The sequence below is a fragment of the Alphaproteobacteria bacterium genome (genome assembly GCA_005883305.1).
Lineage (GTDB): Bacteria > Pseudomonadota > Alphaproteobacteria > Sphingomonadales > Sphingomonadaceae > Allosphingosinicella.
On sequence record VBAC01000001.1, the window covers coordinates 1,609,050 to 1,622,672 of the forward strand.

Here is a 13,623-nt window from a genome sequence, read left to right on the forward strand (position 1 = left end):
GCGCCTCCCTTGGTATGAACGAGGCGTCTAGTCAATTTCTCCGGTGGATTGCCATTTCGCCGCGAGGATGGGAGACGCTCCCGATGATGAACAGCTTCAAGCTCCTGCTGATCGCGGCGCTCGCCGCGCTCGCCGCCGTGCCGGCCCTCGCCCAGCCGACGGTCTACGTCATGCGCCACCTCGAGAAGGCGGAAGGGAACGATCCGGCTCTGTCCCCGCTCGGCAGGCGCAACGCCGCGCGGCTCCCGGCGCTGCTCGGCGGGGCCCGGCCCGGCGCCATCTACGTCAGCGCGACCCGCCGGGCGCGCGAGACTGCCCAGCCGCTCGCCATCTCCCTGGGGCTCTCGCCCAAGACCTACGATCCACGCGACACGCCGGCCCTGATCGCCCGGGTCAGGGCCGAAACCGGGACGGTCCTGATCGTCGGCCACAGCAACACCGTGCCCGAGATCGTCGCGGCGCTCGGCGGCGCGCGCCCGGCCGACATTCCGGAAACGCAATTCGGCGATCTCTGGCGGGTCGCTCCGGACGGGAGGACGACCCGCTCCAGAATCGATCAGTCGCCGCCCGAGTAAAGCGCGCCCTTTTTCTTGGGATTTCGCGCGGTCAACTGGACTCGGGCCCACTATTGAGTCACCATCCTCGAAGCGGGAGCAATCGCTCGTCGCCTCCGGCAAGGATGGACGACTTATGGGCGGGGAAGAAGTCGACAAGAATATCATCACGCCGGTGCGCTCGCCCGGCCCGATCGCCGTCTTTCTTCAGGGGCCGCGCTTCTGGAACGGCGTCGCCGCCTTTCTCGGAATGGCCTGCCGAAACAAGCCGCTGAGGCTCGGCAAGAGGGTGATCGCGGCGCGCCACGCCCATGTGAGCGAGCTCCTGCGCCGCGACCTCGATTTCGGCATCGCCGCGATCAACGAGACCAAGATCGTCGAGGTCAACGAGGGGCCGTTCATCCTCGGCATGGACCGCTCCGAGCTGCTCGAGCGCGAGCGCCGGGCGCTCTACGAGGCGCTCTCCGCGGTCGACATGGACGCCCTTCGCCGCGCGGCCGAGGCGGAGATCGACGAGCGCCTCGCCGCGATCCCGTCCGGCGGCGAGATCGACGTCGTCGGCGCCTATGCCCGGCCGGTCGCCGCCCATACCGCTCAAAAACTGTTCGGAATCACCGGCCCCAACGACGCCATGTTCATGGAGGTGACCCGCTCGGTCTTCGGCCACACCTTCCTCAACCAGGCGAACGACAAGAAGGTGCGCGAGCGCGCCATCCGCGCCGGCCATTACATGTCCGGCTGGCTTCGCGACGAGATCGCCCGCCGCCGCAAGAGCGGCAAGCCGGGCGAGGACATGATGGGCCATTTGCTTCGCCAGGGGATCGTCGACGACGACGGCGCGCGCCGGACGCTCGGCGGAATGCTGGTCGGAAGCGTCGACACGACCGCCACGTGCGTCGCCAAGATAGTCTGGCTCGCCGGCCGCGACCAGGACCTCGCGATCGGCATTCGCCGCGATCTGGGCGACATCGAGCGGCTCTACGGCTGGTGCAACGAGGCGCTGCGCTGGTGGATGCACAATCCGCTGGTCGTGCGCCACGCGATCGCCGATTGCGACCTTGCCGGCTGCGCGGTCAAGAAGGGCGACAGCGTCCTGGCCATGACCATCGCCGCGATGCGCGATCCGAGCGTCTTTCCCGAGCCGAAGCGCCTCCGCCCGGACCGCGACCCGGCCGCCTATCTCCACCTGGGCGCCGGCCTTCACCCCTGCTCGGGCCGGCCGGTAAACCGCTTCCAGATCCCGTTGCTGGTCGCCGGCCTGGTGCGGCGCGATCTGGTCAGGGTCGGGCGGGTCCGCTGGGCCGGCCCGTTCCCGCACCGCCTTGCGGCGATCCTCGGGGAGGGGCAGAGCTGATGGATTCGATGATCACCATTGTAGCCCCGATCCGGCGCGGCGACATCGAGGCGTTGAACGCGACGATCGACGCGCTCGGCAATCCCTGCTGCGAGCGGATCCGCAAGGCGCTCGACCGGCGCGACCCGGATGGCAGCGGGACCCATTTCATGAGCCTTCACGCCATCGCCAGCGCCGGCGACGGCGACGCGCATATCGTCTTCGAGTTTACCGCGGACGGCGACGCCAGGACGGCGATCGACCGGATCGACGCGGCCATCGGCGCCGATCTGGCGCCGGTCTTCGCGATGGCCCGCGACTGGCGCGACAATGTCGGCCTCGCCGCCTATCTCGAAAATCACCGGATCAGGGAGGGCGCGGGTTTTTCCGATCCGCCCGGCCTGTGCTTCGCCGGCACTCCGCATATGAGCGTCAGGCGGATCCTCGACGAAGCCGCATTGGCGCGCTTCGTCTCGTCGATCATCGACGAGGACGTCCGGCCCGACGTGCGGCCGATCGACCGGCTCGCGACGGTTCGTCTCGCGGTCGCCGGCAAGGACGAATTCAAATGGGCGCTCACGCCGCCGCCCGCGCCGGGCCGCGCGGCGGGGACCAGCAACCCGCTCGCCCTCGCCGCCGCCCTCGCCGGGCCCTTCGTGCGCGCCTATCTGTGGCCGTTCCTGTTCGTGCTGATCGCCGCGCTTGCGGTCGGGTGGATGCTGATCCGGCCCGATCTCGAACCGGCCTGGCCGGCGGCGATCTGGGACTCGATCAAGGTGCTGGCGTTCGGCGCCGGCGCCACCCTCCTCATCCTCCTCGCCGTCGCCGCCTGCATCTATTCCAGGCTCCGCAGCCAGGAGAAAAGCGACTGGACCGACGCGCGCGCACCCGATCTCGCCACCCTGGCCGAAATCCGCAAGCGCGAGAATTTCTGCGCCCAGAACCACATGGTCTCGGTCACCGAGCGCAAGCCCGGCTTCGTGCGCTCCCTGACGCTTCGCTTCGCCTTCTGGATCATCGGGATGTTCGCGACGAGGGTCTATCGCGAGGGCTTCCTCGGCGGCATCTCGACGATCCACGCCGCCCGCTGGATCACCATCCCCGGCACGCGCACCCTGGTCTTCTTCTCCAATTTCGGCGGAAGCTGGGAGAGCTATCTCGAGGATTTCATCACCCGCGCGCACGAGGGGCTGACCGCCGTCTGGTCCAACTCGATCGGCTTCCCGCGCGCCAGGAACCTGTTCCAGGACGGCGCCACCGACGGCGAGCGCTTCAAGCGCTACGCGCGGGCGAGCATGCAGCCGACCCTCTTCTGGTACAGCGCCTATCCCGATCTCACCACCGACAACGTGCGGTGCAACGCGGCGCTTCGCCGGGGCCTGGCGAGCGCGCTCACCAACGATGAAGCGAAGCAGTGGCTGGCCCTGTTCGGCTCCGGCGCGCGGCCGGATTCGAAGCTCGAGACCAGCGAGATCCAGAGCCTCGTCTTCGGCGGGCTCGGCTTCATGAAGGAAGGCTCGGTCGTCCTCTACGATTTGCCGGACGACCGGGAGAAGGCGCGGGCCTTCATGCGCGGCATCTATCCGGATGTCGGCTTCGGCGACGGCCGCAAGCTCAGGCACGACGCGATCGTCACCGTCGCGCTCGGCCCCCGAGCGCTCGAGAAGCTCGGCCTTCCCGACGAATGCGTGAAGGGCTTCGCTCCCGCCTTCCTCGAAGGGATGAGCATCGAGGGGCGCAACCGCATTCTCGGCGATATCGGCAAGAACGCTCCGAAGAACTGGCTTTGGGGCCGCGATCCTTTCGACCTCGCCCTGCTCGTCTATGGCAGGGACGAGAAATCCGTCCGCGCGCTGTGCAAGCGGCTGGCCGAGCTCGCCGACGCGAACGGCCTCGGCGAGCCGCACCGGATCCCGCTGATCGAGACCAAGAAGCCGGCGATCGAGCCCTTCGGCTTCGTCGACGGCATTTCGCAGCCGATCATCCGCGGCTCATACCAGAGCTTTCGCAAGAACGATCCGATCCACCTCGTCGAGCCCGGCGAGTTCATCATCGGCTATCCCGACAATCGCGACAATTTCCCGCCCGAGCCCGAGCTCAACGCGCTGGCCGATCCCGACAACCGGCTGCCGGTCGCCGACAGGAGCCGCGAGTTCGGCAACACCATCGTCGAGGCGCCGCGAGCGGTCGGGCGCAACGGCACCTATCTCGTCATTCGCCAGCTCGAGCAGGACGTCGGCGGCTTCTGGCAATATTGCCGGCGCGAGGCCCGCCGGCTGAAGGACCGCCTGCCCGCGCCCTACGACATGCGCCCGGCCTATATCGCGGCCAAGCTGGTCGGCCGCTGGCGCGACGGATCGTCGCTGGTCCGAAACCCTTATTATCCCTTCCCGACGGAGCACGAGAAACGCGTCGAGCGGCGCGCGAACCTCAAGAATGCGGCAGGCTATGACGAGACGACCGCGGTCGCCGCCTCGGGCGAGCCGGTCGGCTCGGAAACGGTCCGGCCGGACAGCAACCCGCCCGACGGCGCCGCGATCGCCGCGCCGCCGCTGAGCGGCATGGCCGCCACCGCCGCGGCCGCCCCCGCGGTGGCGGACGGACCGGGCGTCGCGGGCGCGGCGCTCCAGGCGACGGGGGCGAAGGCGAAGACCGCCGCTGCCGACGCTGCGGCAAGCGCGGCCGCGGCGGAAAAGGCCGCCGAAAGAAAGGGCGAGCCGCCGCCCGAGGAGAAATCGCCGGTCCGCTACAGCGACAACGACTTCCTGTTCGGGGTCGAGGATCCGCAGGCGTTGCGCTGCCCCTTCGGAGCCCATATCCGCAGGGCCAATCCGCGCGACAGCCTGTCGCCGGGATCGATGGACCAGGTCTCGATTTCCAACCGCCACCGGCTGCTCCGAGTCGGCCGGCTCTACAAGCCGGAGCCGGGGCGCGACCCGGGCCTGCTCTTCATGTGCCTCAACGGCGACATCGAGCGGCAGTTCGAGTTCATCCAGCAGACCTGGCTGGTCAGCCCGACCTTCCACGGCCTGGCCGGCGAGCAGGATCCGCTGACCAGCAATTGCGAGGGCACGGGCTTCGTCGTCCCGTCCCTCGACGGGCCGGTGCGGCTGGAACCGTTGCCGCAATTCGTGACCACGCTCGGCGGCGGCTATTTCTTCATGCCGGGACGCGCGCTTCTCGCTTATCTGGGCGGGGTTTAGAGTCGATCGTCAACCCTCGGTCGTCATTGCGAGGAGCGCAGCGACGAAGCAATCCAGTGGGCCTCGGAGGAGCAGCTGGATTGCTTCGCTTCGCTCGCAATGACGGCCGGAATGCATCCTACAGATCGATGCACGAGGCGATCGATTCGAGCTTGCGCACGCGCTCCTTGAGGTCCGCCATCTCGATCATCTCGCCGGCGGGGCTGCGGCTCTCGTGGCGCACGGCCCCGGCCAATTCCAGCTTGCGGATCTCCAGCCAGCCGGCCCATCCCTTGAGCCCGGCCATGGTGGTTATGCCGAGGCCCGCGAGGCCGAAGCTCGCCAGGGTCAGCATCGTCGCTGCGTCGGTCATCTTTCTTCCTCCCTTCGACAGATTTGCCTCCTGCGCTCCCCTCAGCGCAGCTCCTCGATCTCGCGCGCGAGCCTGCTGTTCGAGCTCGTCACGTAGCTTTCGATCGCCTGCATCCTGAGATCGATGGCGCGCATCCTTTCCCGCGCTTCCTCGCGGGCGGCGACGCGGCCGGGAGCGGCCTCGCGCCTGGCGCCGCCGCGCGGGGTGCCGATCACGGCGAGCACGCCATAGGCGATCAGCACCCAGGTGAAGTGCGTCAGCAGTGCAGCGATCACGAACGCCGCCCGGACGATGAGGGGATCGAGCCCGGTCCGGCCCGCGATCCCGGCGCAGACGCCGGCGACCTTGCGGTTCTTGCGGTCGACCTCGAAGCTGTGGCCACGGATATTCATTTCGTCCCTCCTGATTCCCGGCCTTCCCCGGCCGGCGACAAAAGCCCGTCCTCGAAATCGTCCGCTATCGGGCGGCGCGCGATCCGCGGCGCCCGCTCCTCGGCGGAGACGGCGCGCTCGAGCACCTCGAGCCGCGAATCCATCCGGTCCATCAGCCGCCACATCTCCTCGAGCTCGCCCGGCCGCTCCTCGCGATCCCTGGCGCGCCGCTCGCGGACATGCCTGGGCGGGCGGACCAGCAGGTAGACGATGAGCCCCGCGATCAACGTGGCGACGATGCTGCCGACAGTGGTCGCGATACCGACGATCTCGCCGATGTCCGTTCCGTTGAGATGGATGCTCATGCCGCGATCCTCCGCTGCTTCATCGCCTCGAGCTCGGCGTCCACGCGCTCGGCGACCCGAAGCTCGGCGATCTCGTCCTCGAGCGAGCGGGGGGCGGCGAGCGCAAGCACCTCGGCCTGGCCTTCCGCATAATCCGCCTCGCGCTCGAGCAGCTCGAAATTGGCGAAGGCGTCCTGGGTTCGGCCGCCGGCATACATTTCGCGCATCCGGATCTGGTTGTGGGCGGTCTCGACCCGGGTGGCGATGGCGCACTGGCGGGCGCGGGCCTCGCGCAGCTTGGCCTGGAGCTTGGCGATGTCGGCCTCGTAGGCGCGCAGGGTCCGGTCGATCAGAGCGATCTCGTCGGCGATCTCCTCGCCGAGGTCGGTGAGCTTCTCCTTCTCGACCAGAGCGAGGCGGGCGAGGTCGTCCCGGCCCTTGGAAAGCGCAAGCTCGGCGCGCTCGGTCCAGCTCGCCTGCAATGCGCCGAGCTGCTGCGTCTGGCGGCGCTTTTCCTTCTGGTCCGCGATCGACCGCGCGGCCGCGGCGCGCACCTCCACCAGCGTCTCCTCCATCTCCATGATGATCACCCGGATCGTCTTGGCGGGGTCGTCCGACCGGTTGGTCAGATCGATGACGTTGGCGGCGATGATGTCGCGGGTCCTGGAAAAGATGCTCATTGAAATGCGCTCCGGTCGGAAAATATTGGCGGGGGCCGGGTGGGGAAGCCGGGGGGCAGGCTTCGACCCGGCCCTCCGCCGCGGTTCAGGCGTTGGCCTGAACCGAAGTCTGGACCTGGGCGATCTGGCCGGCCTGGACCGGGCCGATCGCCGAGCTGACGAACATGGTGGAAAGAACGATGGCGCCGATCGCGGCGGTGACCGTCTGGGGCATGTTGATGTTGAACATTTGAAGTCTCCCTGAAATTCGAAATCGTGAACCTGATGCCCCAAAGGATTGCATCAGCCGTGCCAAACGGATTTTTCCGCGGAAATCCGCCGTTTTCGGCGAATGCGGCGTGGGTTCAGGAAATCAGGGAGCGCCGCGACTTGGCGGAAATTACCAATTCTTAGCGGACGATGATGAAGTCCGTCTTGCGGCGGCGCGGGCCGGCGTCCTTGCGCGTGATTTCGAGCAGGCGGGCGCCGGCCATGAAGACCGCGCCGGTGCAGGCCGCGAACAGCAGCCAGCCGCCGACGCCGGGATAGGTTTGCAGATAATGGAAGCCCCGCTCCGATGCCCCGAGCCCGAGCGCGTAGATCACCGCGCAGGCTTCGAAACGGGTCTTGATGACGAACAGGCGGGCGATCTTTCTCATCATGCACGAAAGAGAGCAAGATGCGGGCCAATGGCGGATTTCCGCGAAAGGCGATCCTTAACGGGTAAGGATTTGTAAACCATGCCGACGCTTTCGCGCCCGGAAGGCCCTAGGGAACGCCCGGCACCGGCACCGACGGGCCCGCGGGCGCCGGCGGCTGCGGCTGGCCGGGGCGGCCGAGGCTGTAGGTCAGCGCCAGCTTGAAGCGCGGGCCATCCGAGACGTTCGTCGTTCGGGTAAGCGCCGTGTCGGAGATGGTGCTCCTGCGGAATTCCGTCGGGCCGAAAATGTCGTCGACGGTCACGACGCTCGACAGCCGGTCGGTGATCGCGTGCGACCAGGACGCGCTCGCGCGGAAGTAGGAATCGTTGCTGACGAGCCCGTCATTGTAGGGGCCGGAATAGTTGGCGGTCACCGTGATCCGGTCCGCCCCGCGGCGGCCGTCCGAGCCGTCGCGATAGTCGATCTGGGCCGTCCCGGAATAATTGGTGCTGTGCTGGACTCTGAAAATCCCGAAATCGCGCTCGATCCGCCGGTCGATCAGATTGGCGTTGATCGAATAGGTGAAGCCCCGGACGATAGGCCCCTGGACGGCCAGGGCCGCGCCGCGATCGGTGCGCTGCCCGACATTGACCGGCTGGGACACCAGCACGCCGTCGTCGGTCAGCGTGTTGAGGAACGAGAACAGATCGTCGGTCCGGCGATGGAACAGGGTCAGCGAAATCGTCTGCCCCTCGGTCTCGGCGCGCAGCTTCGCCTCGATGGCGTCGGTCAGCTCCGGGCGGAGCGCGGGGTTGCCGGCATTGGCGGTGGTGGCATCGGAAAAGCGAAGCGCCGGGCTGAGCTGCTGGATCGCGGGCCAGGCGACTCGGCGGGAATAGCTCAGCGTTCCCGTCAGCCAGCGCGCGAGGCGGCGCTCGAGCGTCATGCTGGGGAAGAGGTGGGCGTCGCTCGGCCCCTCGCCCAGGCTCGGATCGGCGAAATCATAGTCGCGGCTCTCGATCCTGAGCCCGGCGAGCATCGTTCCGCCAAGCAGCGGGAACTGGAAGCTCGCATAGGACGCGACCTCGAGCGTCGTACCGTCGATCGTCGAGACCGGGGGGAACGGATTGCCGCCGAGCGGCAGGTCGCCGCCTTGCTCCAGCCTGTTGAAGTCGTGCGTGTCGTTGATCGAGCCGCCGACGAGGAGGCGCTGCCTGCCGCGCAAGGGCCGGACATAGTCCAGCTTGAAGATCCGCGCCCGGGTGAAGGCGTCGGAGTGGAACCGGAATTCGCCGGCGCCGAAATCGGTCGTCACTTCGCTGGTGGGATCGAAGCGGTATTGCTGGATCGAGGTCGTCAGCAGCTCTCCTTGCCGGCTTCCCTCCTCGCGATATTCCAGCGACGCATTATAGGCGTCGTAATCGAAATCGCTGGTGATGCGCTGAGCGAGCGGAGCGCCCGGACTGGCCGACGAGACGGTTACCGAATCTATCGTCGTTCGGGCGTCGGCGGTGATCATGCCGCCCTGGAACGTGATCGTCCGCTTGTCCGTCGGGCGGTAGCTGATCTGGCCGTTGCCGTTGACGAACTCGAAGCGGCTGCGCGAGTCTTGAGTCTCGATCGTGTCGGGCGCGGTGCCGGCCGGATCGAGGCTGAGGCGCTCGCGCGTCACTTCGGCGAGGCGGACGTCGCGGGTCCAGCCGAGGTTCCCGGAAAGGGTCCAGTCGCCATGGGTCCAGGTCGGCGAGGCCCTGAGCTCGGTGCCGCCGTAGCGGCTCGCGCTGGCGGTCGCCGAGCCGCGCAGGCCGTTGAGGGCGTTGCGCCGGGTGATGATGTTGATGATCCCGCCGGTGCCCGAGGCGGAGAATTGGGCGCTGGGGTTGGAGACGACCTCGATCCGCGCGATTTCCGAGCCCTGAAGGTCGCGCAGGATGTTCGGGTTCGGGGACGGGCGGCCGTCGACCAGGACGGTGACCCCGGACGTTCCGAGCAGGCGGATCGAATTGTCGGGCTGGACGGTGACGGCCGGAATCCGCCCGAGAATATCGAGCGCGTTGGACGATCGCGCTTCGGCGGTGTCGCGCACCGTGTAGGTGTCGCGGTCGATCGCGGTGCGCTGCTCGGGCTGCGCTCGGACGACGATCTCCTCGCCACCGGCCGGGCTCGCCGGCGGCGCGGGAGCCGGGGCTGGGGCCGGGCTGGCCTGAGCGAAGACAGGCGAAAACGGCGCGAAGGCCGCGCCGGAAAGCAACAATAACCGGCGCAACTCGCCCCCCTGTTCATCCGCATCGTTCAGGCGAAAGTCCTTCTCGCGGAAGGACTTGCGGCCTCAATCGGCCCGCCGCCCTAGCATCTTAATAGGTCACGTCCAGATCGAAATGACCGCCCTTGCGCAAAGTGACGGTGCAGCCTTTCCAGGGACGCGGATCCTCCTCGGCCATCTCCTTCTGGATCGTGCGCAACGTCTCCAGCATGTTCTGGACCGGCTCCTCGCTGAGCGGCACCTGGGCCTCCCAGCCGTTGTCCTGAGTGGCGACGATCCGGACCAGCGAGCGGCCCTGGTGCAGATCGAGCGCCATCACCGCCTTCTCGAAGCCCGGCGGGCATTGCGCCGCGATCAAGCGGCCGAGCGCCAGGCAGGCGATGTCGATCTTCTCGTTGCGCTGATCGGTCATGATGTCTCCAGTGCGGCCGGCCCCGGCATGCGGCGCCCCCCGCTCAGATGGGCGCCCGCCGCCCGGCGCGCAAGCGCCGCCGAGCGGCTCAACGCTCATGTGACATAAATCGCGGACCCTCCCGCATATGTTGCGCGACACCTGAAGACGTGACGACGGAGCAGCCCTCCGGCAGCGACCGGTCGACCAAAGCGAGCCGATCCCGCCATGGCGGTCGGCGCGGTCCCGGCGATGCCGTCCGAGCGCCCGGCTTCCGAAGTAACAATCCGAGCGATTGAAGAATCGCAATCGGCGTATATGAATGAAATCTCCGTCATAAGGAGACATCGCCATGATTCCGGACGACCTTCAAAACCAGGGCATAAATTGGGTCGCGCAAATTGGGCCCGAAGTCGGTGGGACCGTAAGTGGCTATCTATGGGGAGAGACGGTCGCCTTTTACCTGACGACGAGCGGCCCTTCGCAGGTCTATGCCGGCTATTCGACCGATAGCGGCGGATCCTACACACCAATCCCGCCGGATCAGGTCGTGACGGTTGCCGGCTCGGACGTCCTGTGGCTGGTCGAGGTGCCGCAGGACACTCAGGTCAAGTTTCTGCTCGGCATATCGGCCATCTGAACGCTCAGGCGGGGGCCTCCGTCGCGAAGTCGCCGCCGCGCGTCGGAGCGACGGCCACGCTCAATCCGCCGCTTCGAGCGCGAGAAGGGCGAAGGTGGCGAGCCAGTGCTCGCCCATATAGTCGCCCGCGACGTGGGGCAGGCTGGCGTCGAGATGGGCATCGGCGGCCTTCAGCGCAAGCGCCGCGAGCGCGCCCTCCAGCGCGTCGGCGATTCCGCGCCAGCACCAGGCGCGGCTCAAATTGACTCCGTCGAGATGGGCGATCTTGCCGTCCGAGCGGTCCGAGACGAAGGCGGGCGCGAACAGGCTGGCCGGCGTCCCGCCCGCGAGGCCTGGCAGGAAGGCGCCGAACCAGGTGGCGAATTCCGGCGGCGCCATCACCCGGCGCATCAGCAGCGCCTCGGTGAGCGAGGGCGAAAGGAAGTCGTCTCCGCCGGGCTCCCAGGCGGGGCAATCTCTGTCCTTGGCATAATAATCCGCCGCCCGCTCGCGGATCAGCCCGGCGAGCGGCGCGTCGTTCGCCTCGGCCCAGTCGAGCGCGAGGATCAGGGCGAAGGCGGTGTTGGAATGGGTGCCGGTACGGATCGGATAGGTCAGCTTGGGCAGATAAAGGGCGAACCGCTCGGCGAAAGCCGCGGCGAGCGGCGCGAGGTTGTCCGCCCATTCGGCCTCGTGCCGCTGCGCCTCGGCATGGAGCGCGAGCAGCCAGGCCCAGCCGTAAGGCCGCTCGAACCCGCCGGTATAGGCGCGGTCGAGATAAGCGCGCTCGCCGGAGACATTCTCGGGCGTCAGCATCTCGTCCAGCAGCGCGCGAACGCGCGGCGCGGCGTCCATCTCGGGGTAGAGCCGCAGCGTTCGCATCAGAAGCCAGTAGCCGTGGACGCAACTGTGCCAGTCGAAGCTGCCAAAGAAGATCGGGTGAAGCGCGCTCGGGGCCAGCAGGTCCTCCGGGCCTTCGAGCACCTGGTCCAGCTTGTGCGGATATTCGCGGCGGACATGGCCGAGCGCGATCTCCGCGAAGCGGTTGGCGGTATCGGCGGTGAGGTTGTGGGTCATATTAGAAGGCCAGCCAGTAGATCAAAGCGACGTTGACCACCCACAAAGGCAGCGCGGTGCCGGCTTGGGCCTTGATCACGCCGTTGCGGTCCTTGAGCTCGAGCAAAGCCGCCGGCACGATGTTGAAGTTGGCGGCCATCGGAGTCATCAGCGTGCCGCAAAAGCCAGCGAGCATTCCGATCGCCCCGATCACCGCCGGATCGCCGTGATAGGCCTGGATCAGCAGCGGCACGCCGATCGCCGCGGCCATTACGGGGAAGGCGGCGAAGGCGTTGCCCATGATGATCGTGAACAGCGCCATTCCGAGGCCGAAGACCAGCACGGTGAGGAAGACGCTGCCTTCCGGGATCACCGCCCGCGTCGCCTCGCCGATGATCGTTCCGACCCCGGCCGCGGCGAAGACCACGCCCAAAGCGGCGAGCATCTGCGGAAGCACCGCCGCCCAGCCGATCGCGTCGATCAGCCGCCGTCCTTCCTGAAGCGGTGCAAGCGCCGGCGGTCTCAGCCACGCGAACAACACCGCCAGCGCGATCAGGGCGCCGAGGCAGAGGAAGACGAAGGTCTCGCGCTTCGGCTCGATCCAGCCGAGCGAGCCCAGCGACGTGTGGCTCCACACCAGGGTCCCGACCAGAGCGACCGCGGGGATGATAAGAGCCGGCAGGAACAGGCGATTGCCGAGCCGCTCCGACCAGGCCAGCCGTTCGCCCGCGCTCGTCGTCGGCGGATTGCTGCGGCCGAGCGCGCCGAAGCCGGCGAGGCCCGCGAGGCCGAGGACGAGCAGGCCGTTGGCGAAATCGCCGAGCCGGCTTCCGGCGAGCAGGCTCAGCGCCATCAAGCCCCAGAAGGCGGCATTGCCGAAGCGCTTGGCGTTGCTGCGGTCGAACGCGCTGAGGATCGCGTAAGCCGCGAACAGGGTGCCGACGATGCCGAACGTCCATTGCAGGGTGATCATGACGGTTCCCCGCCATCCCCGCGAACGCGGGGATCCAGTTCGGCCGTCGCTGGATTCCCGCTTTCGCGGGAATGACGGGAGAGCCGGCGGTCCAGCAGCAGGAGCCTCGTCCCATGGATCAGGAAGGCGGCGATCGCCGTGGGGATCGCCCACACCGCAAGCTCCAGCGGCGCAAGCATGTAGCCGTAGGTGGCGAGCGTCTGCTGGATCAGGATGATCGAGCCGATGGCGATGAAGATGTCCTCGCCGAAGATCACCCCGACATTGTCGGTCGCCGCGGCGTAGCTCTTCACAATCTCCTCGCTCTCCTCGTCGGTCTCGCCGAGCTGGTTCTTCGCCGCCGCGAGCGCCATCGGGGCGACCAGCGGCCGCACCGTCTGGGGATGGCCGGCGATCGAGATCAGCCCGAGGGCGGCGGTCGCCTGGCGGAACAGCAGGTAGACGATCAGAAGCCGCCCGACCGTCGCCGCCCGGATTCCCGCGATCACCGCGCCGGCGCGCTGCTGAAGCCCGTAGCGCTCGAGCAGCCCGATCACCGGAAGCACGACCCACACGATGGCGATGATCCGGTTGTCGTTGAACGCCTTGCCGAAGGTGGAGACGATTTCGACCGCCCCCATCCCGCCGAGCAGCCCGGTCGCCAGCGCGGCGACCGTCACCACCAGCATCGGATTGAGCCTCAGCGCGAAGCCGAGGACGACGATGAGGACGCCGAGCAGGGGGAGGTAGTGGAGCATCAATTCCTCCCCGGAACGGGGAGGGGGACCAGCCGAAGGCTGGTGGTGGGGCCGAGAGAGGTGGAGGCGCTTCGACCCCTCCACCACGCGCTCCGCGTGCGGTCCCCCTCCCCGTTCCGGGGAGGAT

Annotated in this window: 14 protein-coding genes; 4 read left to right on the forward strand and 10 right to left on the reverse strand. The window is 67.9% G+C overall.

Features of this window, described 5'->3' with window-relative positions; all coding sequences use genetic code 11:
* Positions 1–14: 14 nt before the first annotated feature.
* The 3 genes from E6G92_08105 (at position 15) to E6G92_08115 (ending at position 5,090) form a co-directional block, all read left to right on the forward strand.
* On the forward strand, positions 15–575 hold the full coding sequence (locus tag E6G92_08105) for a histidine phosphatase family protein (protein ID TMJ19721.1): 561 nt from the start codon (positions 15–17) through the stop codon (positions 573–575).
* Between the two features lie 115 nt (positions 576–690).
* Positions 691–1,908, forward strand: coding sequence for a cytochrome P450 (locus E6G92_08110; protein TMJ19722.1), 1,218 nt, complete (start codon positions 691–693; stop codon positions 1,906–1,908).
* On the forward strand, positions 1,908–5,090 hold the full coding sequence (locus E6G92_08115; GenBank protein ID TMJ19723.1) for a hypothetical protein: 3,183 nt from the start codon (positions 1,908–1,910) through the stop codon (positions 5,088–5,090). The genes E6G92_08110 and E6G92_08115 overlap by 1 nt, the downstream gene beginning before the upstream one ends.
* A 118-nt stretch (positions 5,091–5,208) precedes the next feature.
* Here E6G92_08115 and E6G92_08120 read toward each other — a convergent pair whose 3' ends face one another.
* The 7 genes from E6G92_08120 to E6G92_08150 form a co-directional block, all read right to left on the reverse strand.
* Positions 5,209–5,442 carry a hypothetical protein gene (locus E6G92_08120; GenBank protein ID TMJ19724.1) on the reverse strand — a complete coding sequence of 78 codons (234 nt, stop codon included), beginning with the start codon at positions 5,440–5,442 and terminating at the stop codon, positions 5,209–5,211.
* Positions 5,443–5,483: 41 nt separating this feature from the next.
* Positions 5,484–5,834, reverse strand: a complete 351-nt coding sequence (locus tag E6G92_08125) for a PspC domain-containing protein (GenBank protein TMJ19725.1) — start codon at positions 5,832–5,834, stop codon at positions 5,484–5,486.
* The gene (locus tag E6G92_08130; GenBank protein ID TMJ19726.1) at positions 5,831–6,178 is read right to left on the reverse strand and encodes a hypothetical protein; all 348 of its coding nucleotides are present in this window, start codon (positions 6,176–6,178) and stop codon (positions 5,831–5,833) included. Before E6G92_08130 ends, E6G92_08125 begins: the two co-directional genes overlap by 4 nt.
* A complete protein-coding gene (locus E6G92_08135; protein TMJ19727.1) occupies positions 6,175–6,837 on the reverse strand; it encodes a phage shock protein PspA in 663 nt (220 codons plus the stop codon). The genes E6G92_08130 and E6G92_08135 overlap by 4 nt, the downstream gene beginning before the upstream one ends.
* Before the next feature lie 389 nt (positions 6,838–7,226).
* The gene (locus tag E6G92_08140) at positions 7,227–7,478 is read right to left on the reverse strand and encodes a hypothetical protein (protein TMJ19728.1); all 252 of its coding nucleotides are present in this window, start codon (positions 7,476–7,478) and stop codon (positions 7,227–7,229) included.
* 106 nt (positions 7,479–7,584) lie between these two features.
* Entirely contained in the window at positions 7,585–9,723 is a 2,139-nt protein-coding gene (locus E6G92_08145; protein TMJ19729.1) for a TonB-dependent receptor, read from the reverse strand.
* 88 nt (positions 9,724–9,811) lie between these two features.
* Positions 9,812–10,132, reverse strand: a complete 321-nt coding sequence (locus E6G92_08150; GenBank protein ID TMJ19730.1) for a hypothetical protein — start codon at positions 10,130–10,132, stop codon at positions 9,812–9,814.
* A gap of 331 nt (positions 10,133–10,463) precedes the next feature.
* Here E6G92_08150 and E6G92_08155 point away from each other — a divergent pair, with 331 nt between their 5' ends.
* Positions 10,464–10,751, forward strand: a complete 288-nt coding sequence (locus E6G92_08155; GenBank protein TMJ19731.1) for a hypothetical protein — start codon at positions 10,464–10,466, stop codon at positions 10,749–10,751.
* A gap of 60 nt (positions 10,752–10,811) precedes the next feature.
* On the opposite strand, the gene E6G92_08160 is transcribed toward E6G92_08155, so the two are convergent.
* Genes E6G92_08160 through E6G92_08170 form a run of 3 tightly spaced genes read right to left on the reverse strand, consistent with a single transcriptional unit; the run spans position 10,812 to position 13,496 of the window.
* Positions 10,812–11,807: a DUF2891 domain-containing protein gene (locus tag E6G92_08160; GenBank protein TMJ19732.1), complete on the reverse strand. Its 996-nt coding sequence runs from the start codon at positions 11,805–11,807 to the stop codon at positions 10,812–10,814.
* A gap of 1 nt (position 11,808) precedes the next feature.
* The gene (locus E6G92_08165; protein TMJ19733.1) at positions 11,809–12,759 is read right to left on the reverse strand and encodes a DUF979 domain-containing protein; all 951 of its coding nucleotides are present in this window, start codon (positions 12,757–12,759) and stop codon (positions 11,809–11,811) included.
* Positions 12,756–13,496: a DUF969 domain-containing protein gene (locus E6G92_08170; protein ID TMJ19734.1), complete on the reverse strand. Its 741-nt coding sequence runs from the start codon at positions 13,494–13,496 to the stop codon at positions 12,756–12,758. The genes E6G92_08165 and E6G92_08170 overlap by 4 nt, the downstream gene beginning before the upstream one ends.
* Between the last annotated feature and the right edge of the window lie 127 nt (positions 13,497–13,623).